Annotated in this window: 19 protein-coding genes and 1 pseudogene; 2 read left to right on the top strand and 18 right to left on the bottom strand. The window is 44.8% G+C overall.

The genetic code is table 11. The annotated features are described in order from the left end of the window. Nucleotides 1–140 precede the first annotated feature (140 nt). The 7 genes and pseudogenes from ACHBIF_RS09310 to ACHBIF_RS09340 all read right to left on the bottom strand — a co-directional run bounded on the left by ACHBIF_RS09310 (nt 141) and on the right by ACHBIF_RS09340 (nt 4,569). Nucleotides 141–959, bottom strand: a complete 819-nt coding sequence (locus ACHBIF_RS09310) for a replication initiator protein A (protein ID WP_349510389.1) — start codon at nt 957–959, stop codon at nt 141–143. A 2-nt stretch (nt 960–961) separates the two neighbouring features. Continuing rightward, nucleotides 962–1,129 (bottom strand): hypothetical protein, encoded by a 168-nt coding sequence (locus ACHBIF_RS09315; RefSeq protein WP_044474380.1) that lies wholly within the window; start codon nt 1,127–1,129, stop codon nt 962–964. Between the two features lie 166 nt (nt 1,130–1,295). Next, nucleotides 1,296–1,412: pseudogene (locus ACHBIF_RS09320) on the bottom strand (DNA mismatch repair protein MutT); the annotation flags it as partial. Nucleotides 1,413–1,415: 3 nt separating this feature from the next. Further along, nucleotides 1,416–1,784: a hypothetical protein gene (locus ACHBIF_RS09325; RefSeq protein ID WP_394720097.1), complete on the bottom strand. Its 369-nt coding sequence runs from the start codon at nt 1,782–1,784 to the stop codon at nt 1,416–1,418. Next, nucleotides 1,777–2,367: a ribonuclease M5 gene (gene rnmV, locus ACHBIF_RS09330; RefSeq protein ID WP_394720099.1), complete on the bottom strand. Its 591-nt coding sequence runs from the start codon at nt 2,365–2,367 to the stop codon at nt 1,777–1,779. The genes ACHBIF_RS09325 and rnmV overlap by 8 nt, the downstream gene beginning before the upstream one ends. After that, complete coding sequence (locus ACHBIF_RS09335; RefSeq protein WP_394720151.1) at nt 2,330–3,112, bottom strand: TatD family hydrolase; 783 nt, start codon at nt 3,110–3,112, stop codon at nt 2,330–2,332. Before ACHBIF_RS09335 ends, rnmV begins: the two co-directional genes overlap by 38 nt. A gap of 230 nt (nt 3,113–3,342) precedes the next feature. After that, nucleotides 3,343–4,569, bottom strand: coding sequence for an ArgE/DapE family deacylase (locus ACHBIF_RS09340; RefSeq protein WP_394720101.1), 1,227 nt, complete (start codon nt 4,567–4,569; stop codon nt 3,343–3,345). Between the two features lie 146 nt (nt 4,570–4,715). Between ACHBIF_RS09340 and ACHBIF_RS09345 the strand changes: the two genes are divergently transcribed. Continuing rightward, a complete protein-coding gene (locus ACHBIF_RS09345; RefSeq protein ID WP_394720103.1) occupies nt 4,716–5,597 on the top strand; it encodes a diacylglycerol/lipid kinase family protein in 882 nt (293 codons plus the stop codon). A 50-nt stretch (nt 5,598–5,647) separates the two neighbouring features. On the opposite strand, the gene rpmH is transcribed toward ACHBIF_RS09345, so the two are convergent. The 9 genes from rpmH to ACHBIF_RS09390 form a co-directional block, all read right to left on the bottom strand. Beyond that, a complete protein-coding gene (gene rpmH / locus ACHBIF_RS09350; protein WP_018368178.1) occupies nt 5,648–5,785 on the bottom strand; it encodes a 50S ribosomal protein L34 in 138 nt (45 codons plus the stop codon). Between the two features lie 157 nt (nt 5,786–5,942). After that, complete coding sequence (gene jag / locus ACHBIF_RS09355) at nt 5,943–6,953, bottom strand: RNA-binding cell elongation regulator Jag/EloR (protein WP_105111055.1); 1,011 nt, start codon at nt 6,951–6,953, stop codon at nt 5,943–5,945. 18 nt (nt 6,954–6,971) lie between these two features. Continuing rightward, entirely contained in the window at nt 6,972–7,781 is an 810-nt protein-coding gene (locus tag ACHBIF_RS09360) for a YidC/Oxa1 family membrane protein insertase (protein WP_105111056.1), read from the bottom strand. Next, complete coding sequence (gene rnpA / locus ACHBIF_RS09365; protein ID WP_105122258.1) at nt 7,765–8,124, bottom strand: ribonuclease P protein component; 360 nt, start codon at nt 8,122–8,124, stop codon at nt 7,765–7,767. Before rnpA ends, ACHBIF_RS09360 begins: the two co-directional genes overlap by 17 nt. 86 nt (nt 8,125–8,210) lie before the next feature. Further along, complete coding sequence (gene argH, locus ACHBIF_RS09370) at nt 8,211–9,599, bottom strand: argininosuccinate lyase (protein WP_394720106.1); 1,389 nt, start codon at nt 9,597–9,599, stop codon at nt 8,211–8,213. Nucleotides 9,600–9,605: 6 nt separating this feature from the next. Further along, on the bottom strand, nt 9,606–10,802 hold the full coding sequence (locus ACHBIF_RS09375; protein ID WP_394720108.1) for an argininosuccinate synthase: 1,197 nt from the start codon (nt 10,800–10,802) through the stop codon (nt 9,606–9,608). A 191-nt stretch (nt 10,803–10,993) separates the two neighbouring features. Then, complete coding sequence (locus ACHBIF_RS09380; protein ID WP_394720110.1) at nt 10,994–11,542, bottom strand: hypothetical protein; 549 nt, start codon at nt 11,540–11,542, stop codon at nt 10,994–10,996. 365 nt (nt 11,543–11,907) lie between these two features. Then, nucleotides 11,908–12,435: a transcription repressor NadR gene (locus tag ACHBIF_RS09385; RefSeq protein WP_394720112.1), complete on the bottom strand. Its 528-nt coding sequence runs from the start codon at nt 12,433–12,435 to the stop codon at nt 11,908–11,910. Nucleotides 12,436–12,538: 103 nt separating this feature from the next. Next, complete coding sequence (locus ACHBIF_RS09390; protein ID WP_394720114.1) at nt 12,539–13,414, bottom strand: VOC family protein; 876 nt, start codon at nt 13,412–13,414, stop codon at nt 12,539–12,541. 121 nt (nt 13,415–13,535) lie between these two features. Here ACHBIF_RS09390 and ACHBIF_RS09395 point away from each other — a divergent pair, with 121 nt between their 5' ends. Further along, entirely contained in the window at nt 13,536–14,036 is a 501-nt protein-coding gene (locus tag ACHBIF_RS09395; RefSeq protein WP_394720116.1) for an NUDIX domain-containing protein, read from the top strand. A gap of 53 nt (nt 14,037–14,089) precedes the next feature. Here ACHBIF_RS09395 and gltX read toward each other — a convergent pair whose 3' ends face one another. Both gltX and ACHBIF_RS09405 read right to left on the bottom strand, forming a co-directional pair. Next, on the bottom strand, nt 14,090–15,544 hold the full coding sequence (gene gltX / locus ACHBIF_RS09400; protein ID WP_394720118.1) for a glutamate--tRNA ligase: 1,455 nt from the start codon (nt 15,542–15,544) through the stop codon (nt 14,090–14,092). A 177-nt stretch (nt 15,545–15,721) separates the two neighbouring features. Beyond that, nucleotides 15,722–17,002 carry an MFS transporter gene (locus ACHBIF_RS09405; RefSeq protein WP_394720120.1) on the bottom strand — a complete coding sequence of 427 codons (1,281 nt, stop codon included), beginning with the start codon at nt 17,000–17,002 and terminating at the stop codon, nt 15,722–15,724. Between the last annotated feature and the right edge of the window lie 57 nt (nt 17,003–17,059).

Raw genomic sequence — 17,059 nt, forward strand, 5'->3', positions numbered from 1 at the left:
TCTTTCCAAATAAAAAAGAGCCTTACACTTGTAAAACTCTTGCCTATATATGATCATCCATTTCTGGTGCACGGATGATTTCAACAATCAAAATGATGATTGAAATCAAATAGATTCCACCTAGTATCCACCAAATCAACTTAATCACCTCCCTTTACTTCTTGTCGTCTCAGTTGCTTAGTCCACTCTGACAGCACACCATTAAATACGTATTCAGCTATTACTTCCGCTGACCGAGCAAATCGCATATGTTCCAATGCGTACTGATAACGGTCACTAAAATAAATCATGGCATAGTCACTAGCTGACTGAGATAGACCCGTCTGTCTTAACTGGTCATGAACCAAACCCCAAATATAGTCTCGATCGTACTTGGTCACGCCATCGACTTTTGAAGTAAAGTTCTCTTCTTGTTTCTCATCTACTAGCTGCCTCTCCTCCTCGTCATCAATAAGAAAATCACTCCCTTTAGTTTCACTATATTTAGTCTCACTTCTTTCAGTCTCACTAGGGGCTGAATTTAAGACCGGCCCCGTCTTTCTTTGAGACCCCCCTAGTGTTTTTTTAACACTAGCCCCGTCTGTATGTAAGACTGGGGTAGTTTCATGTTCTAATTCCCCCAAGTAAATTTTATTTGCCATTCGACCTTTTTCACTAGAGGACTGTTGGACTTCATCGATTAAGCCATATTCGCGTAAGGTTTTCTTGATAGAGAGTAGTTTTGACTTTGAACAGCCTAAAAGTGCCATCAGATTTGAATTGGAATAAATCAAGTAAATTGCTCCATCCTCATCAATCCAACCTTTACTCAAAGACAGCTCCAACCTATCTTTTAAAACCGCGTAGGCTACCTTAACTTCCAGCTTCATATCCTTATAACGTTCACTCTCAAACAAGACTTTTGGGAGTTTATAATAACGCTCTGATGTCTGATATTGATTAGCGGTAATACGTTTCATGATTATCCCTCCAAGACTAAAAGTCCAACATTTCCGAATTCATCAAATCGGATTAAACCTACTTGTTCCAATTCATCAACAAGATGAGTTGCTTTCTCAATATCAACTCCTAAAATAGCCACGAGATGACACATCACGATTTGGCGTGATGATTGTTCCTTCTTTTTCATGAATTCCTCCTGAAAATAAAAAAACGAGAACACTTATTAAAATGTTCTCGCTTATGCGATATTATAAATAATAAAATAAATTTTTCCTCCTTAACGACAGATTGTAGAACGCTCAAATCCTTGATTTATCAGCGTTTTAAGCACCTGTCATTATTATGACACAATCCCCACCCGGAAACGTGACTCCAGGCCACTTGAATGACTTCCTATCCTGGACCAACACCCACTGATTGTCTGTAATCATGCACATATTGGTTAGGATGACTTGTTCTCGTCTAGACATTCCCTATCTCCCCAAATCATCAAAATAATAGAGATTCAAAAATTCTTCCTCAGTAACAGGACGTTCAAAATTGTAAAACCAACGATAGACTTCCACGGCTAGTCCATCAAACTCTACCCTGTCGTCCATTTCTTGCACACCGGCAATATGAAACAAACGGCTCTGCTTCCAAATACCTTCCGCATTGACATAGCCATCTTCAACTAGACCAAGCAAATAGTCTGCTAGTTTGTTCTTATCAACCTGCTCGTCCTCCCAAACAAGGACATTAGCCGGCAACAAGTAGGTCACTTCTTCATAAGATGAATAATTTTCATAAGAAGGTTCAAACTCGTTTTTAACCAAGCACTTAACAGCGTATACCCTATCCATTATAGCTCTCCATCGCCTCCTCGACTTCCGCCAGACTTATCCCAAACAGCTCCAAGCGTTTGAGCAACTGCTTGCCGTTGCAGTAGCCGATTCGGAGCTGTTCTCCCAGATGTTCTCTCCGCTTGCGACTATCACCGCCCATAAGCAAGCCTAGGTGCATCAGATCGGACTTGGTGATGTCAAAGTTATGTTCATCATCGTAATAACCACGCACGCCTGCCAGGGCTTTTTCCAAGTCCTCAAAGCTGGCGTGCTCAATGCCCAAGGACCGCCCTTTTGTTTTGGACTGGGGCCTGGCCTCGTCCCGCTGTAAAAAGGCGTGTTTGACCGTGGGAATAGCCTGCATGATCATCTTCCGAATCCGCTCTCCATTGTAGTCTGGGTCAGTAAAGACAATGACGCCACGCAGGTCATGGAGTTTCTCGATACGTTCCAAGTCATCGTCTGATATAGCAGAGCCTCTGGTTTCGTAGGTATCCACCTCGTAAAACCGCTTCAAGTTTGCCGTGTCGTCCTTGCCCTCGACAACGAGGACTTCTTGTATCTTAATTTTCTGTGTCAATTCTGAACAAGCTCCTTGCATTCTCGTAGGTCGCTCTCGCCACTTCTTCGACCGACTGGTTGCGAAGCTGGGCCAGCATTTCCACTACATATCTGGTGTAGCCGGTGCGATTTTCCCGACCACGCTTGGGAACAGGCGCCAGATAAGGCGCATCTGTTTCGACCAGGATTTTTTCTAGAGGCAATGCTTGCGCCGCTTCCTGAAGTTCGACAGCTTTTTTGAAAGTCACTACTCCCGAGAAGGAGATGTGCATGCCCAGGTCCATAAAGGCCTGAGCCTCCTCCAGCGTGCCAGAGAAGGAATGCATGATGCCTCCACGCGGACCGACGCCGACTTCCTTGATGATCTGGTAGGTATCTTCCAGAGCATCACGAGTATGAACTACAAAGGGCAAATTCAACTGCTTGGCCAGCTCCATTTGCCGCTTGAAGACACGGGCCTGGGTTTCCTTATCTGCCGTCATCCAGTAGTAGTCCAGCCCAATCTCCCCCAGGGCAATGACCTTGGGATGCTTAAGAGCCTTGAGTAGATAACGTTCAACTTCTTCATCATAAGTGCCAGCCTCTGTCGGATGCCAGCCCAATGTCAGATAGATTTCAGGATGCTGATCAGCAAGCTCCATAGCCTTGTCAATGGTTGCTCGGTCAAAACCGACGACGTTGTGGAGGGTGACCCCCATCTCCTTGGCAAAATCTAGTTCTTCTTGGACCCGACCATCAAACTGCTCGACGTTGAGGTGGGTGTGGGTATCAAATATGTCTATCATCATACTTCTCTTTCTTTTCTACCATTATACCATAAGCCACCTCTGTATTTGGCTGAGAAAAAGCACCGAACCCTGTCCGATGCTTTCTTTTATGGTCATTCTTCAAGCTGGCCGTCCTTAAATCCTGTGAGATCTTTTCTGTCTCTAGTATATTATATTTTTGAATAGAGTATAAACAGATGACCCCGATAACAGTTTTATCTTTCATCAGTATCCGGCAAACATTCCAATTATGAAAGATAGTCAGATAGAATGGCTTGATAAATCGCAATAAAATCCCAGTACTGCTCCACCGGTAAACGTTCATCAATCTTGTGATTGAGCATGGGAATGCCTGGGCCATAAACGGCCACGTCAAACGTTTTCTCCGACAGAGTAAATTGGGCTGCATCGGTTGTTCCCGACACCGCTAGAGGGACTAAGGTGGTTGGCAGATTGTTTTGTCCTGACAGGTCACCTCCTAAAACCTCTTCCATCTGCTTCAATTGGGCAGGAACCTGTAAACTAGGAAACTGCTGCTGTACTTTCAAAATAGACTGAATGAGTGGAGAATGCTTATCACTAACAACTGGTTTTTGATCAGCAGTCACCTCTATACTTAAATCAAATCCTTCTTGCTCATTCAGCTCTTCAATCACTTCCTTGGCTGTTCGAATTACGTCTTGGTTATCAAAAGCAGGGATTGTCCTGGCATTAGCTTCAAAACTTGCCCAATCGGGAATAGAATTCACCTGTTGCCCCCCTGTTACCACCGTAATATTATGAAAGGTTTGCCCCAACTCTGGATCAGTATGCTTTGTTGCTTCTTGTGCAATAGCTTCTGATATCTTCAGCATAGCATGATTGAGGTGCTCAATGGCATTGTTCCCGAGTTCTGGCATGGAAGAATGGGCTGCCGTACCCTTGGAAGTGACCTTGTAGTTCAACGAGCCTTTATGAGCATAAATAATCCCAATATTACAAGGTTCTCCAATTAGCAAACCATCTAAATCATCCACATAGCCCAGCTTCGTTAGCTGCTTGGAACCATATTCTCCAACTTCTTCACCAACAGTCGCCAACAATCGAATGGTCCCTGAATAGTCTTGTGATTCATGGAGGGCAACCATAGCCAGAATAAGAGCTGCAAGACCCGACTTCATATCTGAAGCTCCCCGTCCCCAAAGAATCTTGTTTTCATCAACGAAACCTGAAAAAGGAGGGTGAGTCCAATCCTCGGCATTGCCAGCACTGACAACATCCAAGTGACCAGTTAGTCCCAATTTTTTCCCAGGCCCATTTGAAATTTCCGCTACTAAACTAGCACGTCTTGGCGCAAATTCCACTAACTCGCTCTCGATGCCATGAGCAGATAAAAACTCTTGAATATAGCGAGCCAGTTCTTCTTCATTGTCATTTTCTGTATTAATCTGTATCATGTCCTGTAACAATTGGACTGCTTCTTCTTTTGTTACCATATCGATCCCTCCTTATAATATCCTAGTATATCACTTTTAATTGTTTTTTGATATATTGAATTCACGGGACAAGGAGCTTCCTTTTGCAATCACAGCCTAAATACCTTATAATATAGAGGTAGCTTGTATTTTGGAAGGAGATTCGCATGAAAAAAGCCTTATTAGTAGTGAATCCTAGTTCTGGTGGGGAACGTGCCCTGGAGTTTAGAGACTTGGCCCAGGCCAAATTGGAGGAATATTTTAACCAAGTCCTTATAAAAGAAACTCAAAAAGGCGGAGATGCTTGCCAATTCGTCAAGGAGGCTGCGCAAGAAGGTTTTGACAGTGTCTTTGTCATGGGCGGAGATGGGACAGTTAACGAGGGCATCAGTGGTCTGGCTAAGGAAGAATATCGACCGAATTTTGGATTTTTCCCACTAGGTACGGTCAACGACTTAGCGCGAGCCTTGGGAATTCCCCTTGATCCAGCGCAAGCTATTAAACAATTTGATCCAAACCGTAAGCGCCCTCTTGATATTGGCCAGGTCAACGATAGCTACTTTATGAATGTCGTGGCAATCGGCGCTATTCCACAAGCTATCAATAATGTTGATCCAGATGAGAAAACCCGCTATGGGAAGATGGCCTATTTCATCAATGGCTTCAAGGAATTGATAAACAACCAACGCTATGAGTTTCAGATTCAATTAGACGGTGAGACTAAGGAAATTGCCTCGACAACCATCCTGATTGGACTGACTAATTCCATTGGTGGGTTTGAAACCCTTCTTCCAGATGCCAAGGTAGATGACGGCCTTTTACACCTACTCTATCTGAAAGATAGCCACTTCTTAAATACGGTATCTGCCATTCCTCAGCTGATGGGCGGCGTCACAGAAGAAAGTAATAGCCTGGGTTATGAAACCTTCAAGGAAGGGGAAATCAAACTTCTCGATGGAGACCTACAAATCAACATTGATGGAGACGAGGGGGATCATCTTCCTATTCATGTCAAAGTACTCCCTTCTCACCTATCTGTTTATTATTAAAAAAGAAAAACCAGCAGACTCGAGTTTCTGCTGGTTTTACATTCGTCTTCTTATGCCACTGCAAGCACTTTGCGTCCTTTACGACGACGAGCTGCTAATACACGACGGCCGTTTTTAGTTGACATACGGTTACGGAATCCGTGTTTACGAGCACGACGGATTTTACTTGGTTGAAAAGTACGTTTCACGATGAATACCTCCTCTTAGATTCTTGTATTCGTTTAGCCGGCTAGTTTTGATCAGTTACTAAACATACCAATCTATTTTATAAGAATTCTGACTGTTTGTCAAGGCATTTTGACCTATTTTCAGTAAGGAGTGTGAAAAAAAGAGGCTAAACCTCTTTTAATCGTTGTGTCCTTCAATGTCCACGACCACATAGCGGTTAGGCTCGCTACCTTCAGAATAGCTGGTCAAGCCGTCCATTTTGGAAATAATCCGGTGGATAATCTTGCGCTCACTGCTAGACATCGGATCTGTGTGATAGGCCTCTTGTTCTGCCAGGACCCGCTCCGCCAATTTTTGAGCGTAGCCTTGCAAGACTTCTGCACGATGTTCCACATAGTCATTAACGTTGATATTGATGTAGAAATTGCGCTCATAGCGGTTGTAGAGGAAGTTCTGCGCCAACAATTGCAACGCCTTCAAGACCTTGCCGTGGTAGCCGATTACGCGACCAGGCTCATTTGTATCAACCTGAATGTTGATGGTACGGCGGTTATGGCTGGTCTCGATCCGTGCCTCAACGTCCATGTCATCCAAGATTTCCTGCACGTAAGCTGATACTTCTGCCACCACCTGCTCAATGTCATGCTGGTACTCGATTTTAATGTCTAAGTCGGAAAACTCTTCCGATTTTGAAACAGGCTCTGTCTCCTCAGTAGCCTCAGGAGTTTCAACAACTTCTTCAATTGTCTCTTCTGCAGTGGCCGGTTGCAGGAGTTCTTCTGGCAAAATTTCGATACGACCTGTTTCTTCTAAAATCGTAGTCGCTTCTTTTTCATTTTTCAGAATCTGAGCCTTGATATCATCCTCTAAGACCTCACCAGACTTTTCGTATTCCTTAACAGCGGCAACAACCTTACCAAGGTCAATCGTCGCTTCTGATACGCTTTTCACTGGCTCGTTTTGCTCGTTGATTTCATCTGGAACGCCACGAACAGCCTTCTGGTTAGCCTTGACAACCGTTGTTTCATTGATAACATCAATATCGACGACCGCTGGTTTCTTACCAAAACCAAGGAAACCTTTTTTCTCACGAGCAACGACAGTAATATGTGCCTTCTTACGAGGGATATTTAATTCTGCCAAACCATTTTGGATGGCTTCTTCAACATTTGCACCTGTAAATTTCATCTTTTCTCTCCTACTATCCTATTTCTTTTTCTGGGCTTTTTTCTGAGCTTTCCTAATTTTAGCCTGGCGCGCTTTCTCTGCATCAATCTTAGCTTGACGCTCTGCTATGATTTTAAAAGGATTATTGAAAATCAAGGTTTGAACGACTTGGTAGGCGTTGGACACGGTCCAATAAAGGGCAACCCCGCTAGCTGACGTCACCGCAAAGAAGAAAATGAGAAACGGCATGACGTACATCATCACGGTCAGAGCACCATTTTTCTCTGGCGCAGCCTTATTGGTCAACCAGGTACTAAGGAAGGTGAAGACCGCAGCCAGAATCGGCAAAATAAAGTACGGGTCCGGCTGACCCAAGTTCATCCAGAGAAACTGGCCAACCTTGAGAGCATCCACCTTAGTCAGGGCTTGGAAAAGAGCCAAAAGAATGGGCATCTGGATCAAAAGTGGTATAAAGGATGACCCCATGCTGACGCCGTTTTCTTTGTAAAGACGCTGGGTCGCTTCAGCCAATAATTGGCGGCTTTCCATATCCTTGCCTGGATAGCGTTCCTGCAACTCTCTCAGCTGCGGCTGAATTTCCTGCATCTTGCGAGAGGATTTTGCCTGAATCTGAAAGAGTGGCAACAATAAGGTCCGAATCAAGATAGTGAAAAGGATAATCCCAATACCGATATGACCATTGATAGACAAGAATTGGATGATGCTGGCAAACCACTCAATGAGTGAATCCCAGGCACCCGAAGATTGGTTGCTGGCCTGATTTCCACAGGCCGCTAATACGACAAGGGACAGGGTCAAGAGGCCCGCCCATTTAATTTTCTTTTTCAATCTCAACACCTTCCTGGTAGAGTTTCGCAAGTTTCAAAACATGGAGCAGATTCTTCTTGATTTCTTGGTAGGTCAATTCCTCCACACCCTTACGGGCAATGATGACAAAATCCTCTGCCTGTATATCCTCTTTCAATTCAAGCAGAACATGCCGCAGGCGACGCTTGATTTTATTGCGTGTGACGGCATTTCCTAACTTCTTGCTGACAGATAAACCTACACGAAAATGCTCTTTTTGATTGGCCAATCGGTAGACCACAAAGCGTCGATTGGCAACATTGTGTCCCTTAGAAAAAATATCATTGAAATCTCGTTCGCGCTTGACACGGTAGCTTTTTCTCAAACTGTCACTCCATCTTTCAAAATTACCTCTATTATACCATAAAATTCAAAAAAGCCAATAAACATCACGTTTAGAGGCATTTTTCATTATTTATCTGGGTTTAATTCCGCTGTCGCTTGCTGAATTTGGTGTTGAACTGACTCAAATCCTGTCCCACCCAGTGAGGTTCTGCGTTCCACCGCTGTACGAGATTGCAGGGCCTGGTAGATGTCCTCCTCAATCAAGTCCGTCACTTCTTGGTAACGTTTCAGCGGAATATCCTGCAAGTAGTGACCAGCCTTGGTGCATTCCAAGACTAGCTTGCCGACCACTTCATGGGCCTGGCGGAAAGGCATTCCCTTGCTGGCCAAGTAGTCTGCCAACTCAGTCGCATTGGAGAAGTCTTTCTCGGTTGAAACAGCCATTCTATCCTTGTGAACGGTCATGGATTCCAGCATACCGGCCAGTATGTCAATGGCAACTGTAATGGTCTCCGCCGTGTCAAACATGCCCTCTTTATCTTCCTGGAGGTCTTTGTTGTAGGCCAATGGCAGAGCCTTCATGACGGTCAGTAAACCAACCAAATTGCCCACTACCCGACCCGATTTTCCTCTGATCAACTCTGCCATATCAGGATTTTTCTTCTGCGGCATGATAGAGGAACCTGTTGAGAAGGTGTCCGATAGGGTGACAAATTGGTACTCATGGGAACACCAGTTAATGATTTCCTCGCATAAACGAGAAGCATGCATCATGAGAATAGAGCTATTGGACAAAAATTCCAAGATGAAATCACGGTCAGACACCGCATCCAATGAATTGCTGTAAGGTTTGGCAAAGCCCATCAAATCAGAAGTCAGTTGACGGTCAATGGGAAAAGTAGTTCCTGCAAGGGCCGCTGCGCCCAGCGGTGACATGTCCGCATGCTGGATATTGAAAGTAAAGCGCTCGCTGTCACGGGTGAACATTTGATAGTAGGCCATGAGATGGTGACCAAAAGAAATGGGTTGGGCATGCTGCAAGTGCGTATAGCCCGGCATAATGGTCTCCACATGTTCCTCAGCCAAATGGACCAAGACCTGACGTAGATTGGCCAATTTCTCAATCACCTCATGGAGCTTGTCCTTGAGATAGAGGTGCATGTCTGTCGCGACCTGGTCATTCCGTGAACGAGCCGTGTGGAGCTTGCCAGCCACTGGACCGATTTTTTCCGTCAAGAGCGATTCCATGTTCATGTGGATGTCTTCGTTGGTCACGTCGAATTCCAGCTGACCAGTCTCATACTCAGCCAAAAGCTCTTCCAGACCAGCCTTGATAGTGTCTGCTTCAGCCTGCTCAATGATACCTGTCTGACCCAGCATGGTCACATGGGCAATGGATCCTTGAATATCAAACTTGGCTAGTTTCTGGTCGAAGCGGATAGAGGCACCAAATTCCTCTACCCAGGCCTCCAAGCTGGCCTCAAAACGACCGCCCCATAATTTCTTTTCCATCAAAATCTCCTATTGGTTTTGGTGATGTACTTCCGCATTTACCTTGGTTGGCAAGCCCCAGAGCTTGATAAAGCCGACTGCTGCTGCCTGGTCAAAGGTATCTGCACTTGTGTAGGTTGCAAGATTTTCATCATAGAGTGAGTTTGGTGATTTTCTAGCAACGACTTGAGCTGTACCCTTGAACAATTTAACCTTGGCAGTACCGTTTACCACTGACTGGGTTTGTTTCAAATAAGCCTTCAAGGCATCTGTCGCTGGATTGAACCACAAACCGTTATAAATCAAGTTTGACAATTCATTGGAAATGATTGGTTTGAAATGAGCTACTTCACGAACCAGGGTCAAATCTTCAATTTCCTTATGAGCTGTCAAGAGGGTAATGGCACCTGGGCACTCGTAGATTTCACGCGACTTGATACCCACCAAACGGTTCTCAACGTGGTCGATACGACCAACACCATGGGCGCCCGCAATCACATTGAGTTTCTGAATCAAATTAGCCAGGCTCAGCTCTTCTCCATTGACGGCAACAGGTACACCAGCCTTAAATTCGATTTCGACATATTCAGGCGTATCTGGTGCCTTTTCTGGAGCAGTCGTGATACCGAATGCATCTTCTGGCGCCTCGTTCCATGGATTTTCCAAGACACCACACTCATTGGCACGACCCCAAAGGTTTTGGTCGATTGAGTAAGGGCTGTCCAAATTAGCTGGAACCGGCACACCATTTTCCTTGGCAAAGATAATCTCTTCCTCACGAGACCAGTGCCATTCACGAACCGGAGCCACAACCTTCAAGTTTGGATCCAGGGCAGCGATTGCCACCTCAAAACGAACCTGGTCATTTCCCTTACCGGTACAACCGTGGGCAATAGTCGTCGCGCCAGTCTGGTGGGCAATTTCAACCAGTTTTTTAGAAATCAAAGGACGGCTGAGAGCGGATACCAATGGGTATTTTTGCTCATAGTAAGCTTGAGCTTGAAGGGCAGGAAGTACGTAGTCATAGGCAAACTCTTCCTTAACATCGATAACATAAGACTCAACCGCACCGATCGACAAGGCCTTGTCATGAATAAATTCCAAATCCTTACCCTCACCCACATCCATGCAGACAGCGACAACATCATAATCCTTCTTCAACCATGCAATAGCAACCGAAGTATCCAAACCACCTGAATAGGCTAGGATTAATTTTTCTTTCGTCATAATCATTCTCATTTCTATTTAAATTAGCAAATAAAACTTAGTGACTATTATAGTGTATATTTATACTTTTTGCAACATATTTATACACATTTTTTAAAAAAATTGAATAAATCTCGTACATTTACAGAAAAAACAAGAAAAAGCCAGAGACTTTTCTCCGACTTCTAGACTATATTTTATCTCAACTCACATTAAGGTTGATAAATTTTCCGTTCTTTCAAGATTTTCCAAAAATAATATGCCAAACTAAAATCGAGCAATCCATGAAGTGCAGAACCTAGACCAACTAAGCCAAGCATAGTCATCCAATAAGCATCTGAAGTCTGCCCGCCCGAAGTCAGGGCCATGACCACAATATACTCCCCTAAGCCATGAAGTAGATTGAGACCAATCCCTAATAGGAAGAAACGCTTAGTGTCTATAAAACTTGGAAATCGTTTTATTATAAAAGCTCCCAGAGTAAGAAAAATCAAGTGGGTTAATGCACGAAATACGATGACAATAGGAAATCCTGCTAAGAAGAACCCTAGACTAGAACCCAAAGCTACCATTATGGCTGTTGTAGGTGAAATAAACATAGCAATAAACAAGGGAATATGACTGGCAAGTGTATAAGATGCTGGTCCAATAATAATTTTAATCGGCATCATCAGTGGAATTAGAATAGCAAATGCTGTTAAAATTGCACTAATAGATAACTGCTTGACAGAACTTTTAGGGGATAGTGTTAATTGGGACATAAGGAACCTCTCTTTCTATAGGTTCGATTATAAACCAAAACATTACAGGTGTCAAGACACCTGTAATGTTGAGTTTGTAGACAAAGTCTCTTTTCAGACTTTCCTGAGGTGATGTCGGACGGTAGCGACTTCCTTCGGAATTCCATACCTAGCCTTTGAGCCTAAGGTCTCACAGGCTCCGAATGCTTGAAACGACAACGTTTCAAGCATTTTCATCACAGCGGAAAGTCCCGGCTTAGGGCTCGCTCCGCTTGCAAAATAAATCAAATTTTTATTTCTTCTTAGCGGAGCTACTAAGTTTATTTATACAAAAGCTAGTTTGTCTACGTTCTGAACATTACAGGTGTCAAGACACCTGTAATGTTTTATTGATTTTCTAGCAAAATTCCTGCAGCCTTTAATACCAAAGAAAGTTCTTGGTAGGCTTGAACCGAGGGAAATGAGACAGTATGAGTATGAACTCCTTCTGTTAAATTACTCAATAGTACTCCTTTATAATGACTCAAATCATCTAAAAAACGGTCCCGATCTTCAAAACTGGTAATATTTAGTTTGCCAGATAATAGACCGTAAATAGGATGTTCAATTTCGACATCAAGGATTTGAGCTCCTCCCTCTAATAGGATAGTCAACTCTTTTTCAACATCTTCTGGTCCATGCTGACAAACTATTTTACGAACATAAGCTCCCTCAATAGACGCTAGAGAAGGTTGTAGTAGGTAGCCTCTTGGAGTCGCCAAAATCAAAGCCCCTTCTGCGCGAAGCAAGGCTACATCTCCCACAATAACTTGGCGACTGACCCCAAATTCTTTTGCTAGGTAATTCGCTGAAAGTGGTTGAAATGTTTCCTGTAAAAGTGATAAAATGTGCTTTCGTCTTTCTATTGCTTTCATATCGTCTCCCCTCTACTTTCTTTCATTATACCAAAATCCGAGCCAATTCATTCTTGTCTAATAGAAAAAACAGAAACTGCTACTCAGTTCCTGTTACACATTATTAATCTAATAAGGTTTGAATAGTTCCGATATCTAGACGTTTCATTGTCATTACTGCAGCATTCACAGCCTTAATCTGTTCTGGGCTAGCCGTATCGTATGCCTCCATCAAAATCCGCGGTACAATCTGCCAGGAAATCCCAAACTGGTCCTTGACCCAACCGCACATTTCCGCCTCTGGCACTGCTGACAGGAGGTCATAATAGAAATTGAGTTCATCCTGACTATCCACATAGACCATGAGCGAGAAGGCTTCGTTGAATGAAGCTTCACCACCGTAGCCGTGGTCCATGACAATCATTTTCTGTCCAGCGACAAGAAGTTCCGCATAGTTCAGTTTGGCAGCCTCAACAGCAGCCTCCCCTTCACCGTAGTAGGAAAGTTGACCGACACTAGCCTGAGGGAGCTTGTCCTTGTAGTAGTCCAACATAGGCTGGGCCAAACCAACCTGATCCTGAGAGAAGAGCAGGCAGATGTCAAACTGATAAGAATTGTCCAAGTCCGGTGCATAAGACAGTTGCCAAGACAGACCAAAGCGGTCTTCCAACCAGACATAGTAAGGGCTGAAAGGATATTCTCCCAAAGGCATGAGCACACGACCGCCTTCTGACAAGGCTTGGTACAAACGTGTCACTTCATCCTTGCTAGCTACATTGACCATGAGGGACATGGACTCATTGAGCTTAAAGTATGGACCCGCACTAATAGCCGCCAAGGTCATATCGCCCAGTTGAAACTGAATCAAATCCGAATCACCCGAAGGCGTATCCGTAATGGTGTAGGTCCAGTCAAGCTTGCCACCGAAGAGGTCCACATAAAAAGCCACCGCTTCTTTTGCCTCTGTGTCATACCAGAGGTGAGGAATAATAGGTTGCATAAGATTTCTCCTTTGAGTTAGTAGCCCCAGTATAACACTTGTCCGTACAAAAACAAAACATGTTGCCTTACACTTACAGATGTGCTATACTGAATAACTACAAAATCGACAGGAGAATGAAATGGAAATCTGGAACGCCTACACAGCCGACGGTCACTTGACCGACCACACCCTCACACGAGGAGAAGCCATTCCCGACGGACTCTACCACCTGGTCGTCGAGTGCATCATCCGCCACCACGACGGCAGCACCCTCTTCATGAAACGCGACAGCACCAAACCCTCCTACCCTGACTATTATGAAGCGACAGCAGGAGGTTCGGCTTTGTTTGGGGAAATAGCAGAGCAGGCCATTTTGCGCGAAATCCGCGAAGAGACAGGCATTGAGCTGACAACTGACCAACTCCGCCACCATACACACTTTGTCGCCCATGACGACCAGTGTATCTTCCACTGCTACTGGGCTGAAACCGACTGGGACAAAGCTGCTATCCAACTCCAAGCCAACGAAACCAGCAATTATATCTGGGTCCCACAAGAAAATTTGAAAAATTTCCTGGAAACAGAGCTAGTCATTCCAAGGCAGAAAGACTATGTGGAGAGACTGTTTTTAGAAAGCTAAATTCCCCTAACAGACAAATCCCCGCTATCACAGGACAGCGGGGATTATTTATCTTACAAACTCTTCAACATATTATCAATATGCTGGATGGATTTTTCTCGACCGAGCAGGTAAATAGTATTTGGCAACTCTGGTCCGTGCATTTCGCCTGAAACGGCGATACGGATTGGCATGAAGAGGTTTTTGCCCTTGATGCCTGTTTCTTTTTGAACAGCCTTGATTTGCGGGAAGATGTTATCTGGTTGGAAATCTTCGTCCGTCATGGCTTCCAATTTTTCCTTAAGAGCATTGAGGACAGTCGGAACAGTCTCGCCTGCCATGACTTCTTTTTCCTCGTCTGTCAATTCTGGGAAATCAGAGAAGAAAAGGTCTGTCAAACCAACGATTTCATCCGCAGATGACATCTGTGGCTTGTAGAGTTCCACCAATTTTTCTGCCTTGTCTGTCAAGCGACCAGCCTCTTCCAAGAATGGTTTAGCAAGGTTGAAAATGGTCTCCAAATCAGCTTTTTTGATGTATTCATTGCCCATCCAAGCCAACTTTTTCGGATCAAAGGAAGCAGGAGACTTGCTGAGGCGTTTTTCGTCAAAGAGTTGGATAATCTCCTCTTTGGAGAAGATTTCTTCCTCACCACCAGGAGTCCAACCCAACAGCGTGATAAAGTTGAAAACAGCTTCTGGCAGATAGCCTTTTTTGCGGTAATCTTCGATAAAGGCAAGAGTATTGGTGTCACGTTTGGACAACTTTTTACCCGTTGCAGAGTTGATAATCAAGGTCATGTGGGCAAATTCTGGAGCTTCCCAGCCTAGTGCTTCATAGACCATGAGTTGCTTAGGTGTGTTGGCGATATGGTCATCTCCGCGGATAACGTGCGAGATTTCCATCAGATGATCATCGATCACCACTGCAAAGTTATAGGTTGGGTAACCGTCACGTTTCTGGATAACCCAGTCACCACCGATGTTGCCACCTTCGAACTCGATCTCACCCTTAACCATGTCATTCCACTTGTAAATACCAGCTTCGTTGACAGCCAAGCGTACAGTTGGGACAATGCCAGCCGCCTCACGCTCTGCGATGTAGGCAGTTTTTTCATCCTCAGACATGCCCAGGTATTCATTGATATAGCGAGGTGTTTCGCCCGCAGCTTCCTGACGCTCACGCTCCGCCGCCAATTCCTCTTCTGTCACGTAAGACTTGTAGGCCTTGCCTGAGGCCAAGAGCTGGTCAACATACTTTTGGTAAATGTCCAAACGCTCAGACTGGCGGTATTGCTCATGGGTTTCTGGGCTTTCATCCCAATCAATGCCCAACCAACGCAGGTTTTCCAGCTGAGAACGCTCTCCGTCTTCCACATGGCGTTTACGGTCTGTGTCCTCGATACGAATAAGGAAAGTACCGCCATGATGACGGGCAAAAAGATAGTTGAACAATGCTGTACGGGCATTTCCGATATGCAAAAGTCCTGTTGGACTTGGTGCGTAACGCACACGAATTGGTTTAGTCATGTTTCTCTCCTGTAAAATTTTCATACTCAATGAAAATCGAATTCAGACTAGGCGACGTAGAAGCAGATAGAACTGAAGTTCATCAAGTCAAGTCAACGACGCCTGAATTTGATTTTCGAAGAGTAGCAATCAAGAACATTATAGCATAGATAGGCCTAAGAAAACAGAAAAATCAGTCTAAACAGACTGATTTTGAGGTGTTTTTTGGTTGCGTGCCAGCCAGTAGAAGACATAGAGGACCAAGAAGCCAGTTGTCGCTAGGAAAAGTCCGCTAATCTGATCGACTGTTAGCACCAAGACCAATCCCGAAACCAATAGTCGAGTAAAGGCTTGACCTAGCATAAAATAGGTTGATACCGCTCCGCCAATGGTCGCCAACTGCTCCTCTGGCATGGAGTTGACAAACTTAGCGTTAAACTTAGGTCCACTAGCCCCAAAGCTAATTCCCATTGTAGTAAGGAAGAAGAAAATAATTGGCAGTTGATGTAACAACATTCCGACAAACACGCCAAGAAGAGAGAAAGTGGCTGCCACTTCAAGCGTCACCATGCTGGTCTTTTTGAAGAGAGTAAAGACCAAGGTCGATCCCAAGATATTGCCAACAAAGAAGATCAGAATGGTCAGGGCAAGGGTTGTTTCAACATTGAGGAAGACAAGGCCTGGGTCTTCGCTAATCAGAAGGACCAGAATAGGATAGAGAATCGCTCCACAAGCGTTGATAAGAGGGCTGGTAATCAGGACCAGACGGAACTCGGGAATCTTGCGCAGCTCCACGATGGCTTGCTTGAAGGAAGCTAGAATGCCCGGTCCCTTGGTTTCCTGATCGGGCTGGCTCGGCTGCTCTGCTATTTTCAAAGGCTGCTCCGTCAGGAGTTTGCGAAAGACTGGCGTCAGCAGCTGCATGATGAGGAGGGCGGCTAAAAAGGTGCCGGCGTTGAGAAAGGCCAGGTTTTGGTAGGAGAGGAGGCCGACCAAGAGGGCAGAGAGGCCCTGAAAGGCGATGTTGAGGAGGCTGGTCACGGTCTGGCGAAAGGCCGAGTACTGCTCCCGCTCTTCTTTGGGTGCTACGCGTAATCCCAGAGGTGTATAGAGGCCGTTTTCATAGAAGCCAGCGAAGTCTGCAAAGACATTGAAAGTTGCAGCCACCACGACAATCCAGAGGGCTGGCTCAAAGCCCATGCAGAAGCCGAGGATGAGGTAGAGTAGGACACGGAAGAGAAGGGTCAGCTTGATAGTGCTGATTTTGTTGACCGTCTTGTCCGCCAGATAGCCTGTAAAGAGCCCCATAAAGCTTGGGAAGATTTCCGAGAAGGTCACAATCGCCAGAGCCAGACGACTGTTGGGCACCAGCAAAACATAGTTCATCAAGGCCAAATAATAGACCACATCGCCAAAATTGGACAACATATCTGCAGTCAGTACCCATAGGTAAGTAGTATTTTTCAAAATCTTTTTCATGATAATTCCTTTCTTTTGAATAATTTCCAGAATATTCTGACTTTTTATTCTACAGAG

The sequence above is a fragment of the Streptococcus sp. A11 genome (genome assembly GCF_043674225.1).
GTDB classification, from domain to species: domain Bacteria; phylum Bacillota; class Bacilli; order Lactobacillales; family Streptococcaceae; genus Streptococcus; species Streptococcus suis_V.

What these genes read in the sequence shown, in the direction of transcription:
- ACHBIF_RS09310 (WP_349510389.1), bottom strand. Translation starts at nt 959, where the DNA reads ATGAAACGTATTACCGCTAATCAATATCAGACATCAGAGCGTTATTAT.
- ACHBIF_RS09315 (WP_044474380.1), bottom strand. Translation starts at nt 1,129, where the DNA reads ATGAAAAAGAAGGAACAATCATCACGCCAAATCGTGATGTGTCATCTC.
- ACHBIF_RS09325 (WP_394720097.1), bottom strand. Translation starts at nt 1,784, where the DNA reads ATGGATAGGGTATACGCTGTTAAGTGCTTGGTTAAAAACGAGTTTGAA.
- rnmV (WP_394720099.1), bottom strand. Translation starts at nt 2,367, where the DNA reads ATGCAAGGAGCTTGTTCAGAATTGACACAGAAAATTAAGATACAAGAA.
- ACHBIF_RS09335 (WP_394720151.1), bottom strand. Translation starts at nt 3,112, where the DNA reads ATGATAGACATATTTGATACCCACACCCACCTCAACGTCGAGCAGTTT.
- ACHBIF_RS09340 (WP_394720101.1), bottom strand. Translation starts at nt 4,569, where the DNA reads ATGGTAACAAAAGAAGAAGCAGTCCAATTGTTACAGGACATGATACAG.
- ACHBIF_RS09345 (WP_394720103.1), top strand. Translation starts at nt 4,716, where the DNA reads ATGAAAAAAGCCTTATTAGTAGTGAATCCTAGTTCTGGTGGGGAACGT.
- jag (WP_105111055.1), bottom strand. Translation starts at nt 6,953, where the DNA reads ATGAAATTTACAGGTGCAAATGTTGAAGAAGCCATCCAAAATGGTTTG.
- ACHBIF_RS09375 (WP_394720108.1), bottom strand. Translation starts at nt 10,802, where the DNA reads ATGACGAAAGAAAAATTAATCCTAGCCTATTCAGGTGGTTTGGATACT.
- ACHBIF_RS09380 (WP_394720110.1), bottom strand. Translation starts at nt 11,542, where the DNA reads ATGTCCCAATTAACACTATCCCCTAAAAGTTCTGTCAAGCAGTTATCT.
- ACHBIF_RS09385 (WP_394720112.1), bottom strand. Translation starts at nt 12,435, where the DNA reads ATGAAAGCAATAGAAAGACGAAAGCACATTTTATCACTTTTACAGGAA.
- ACHBIF_RS09390 (WP_394720114.1), bottom strand. Translation starts at nt 13,414, where the DNA reads ATGCAACCTATTATTCCTCACCTCTGGTATGACACAGAGGCAAAAGAA.
- ACHBIF_RS09395 (WP_394720116.1), top strand. Translation starts at nt 13,536, where the DNA reads ATGGAAATCTGGAACGCCTACACAGCCGACGGTCACTTGACCGACCAC.
- gltX (WP_394720118.1), bottom strand. Translation starts at nt 15,544, where the DNA reads ATGACTAAACCAATTCGTGTGCGTTACGCACCAAGTCCAACAGGACTT.
- ACHBIF_RS09405 (WP_394720120.1), bottom strand. Translation starts at nt 17,002, where the DNA reads ATGAAAAAGATTTTGAAAAATACTACTTACCTATGGGTACTGACTGCA.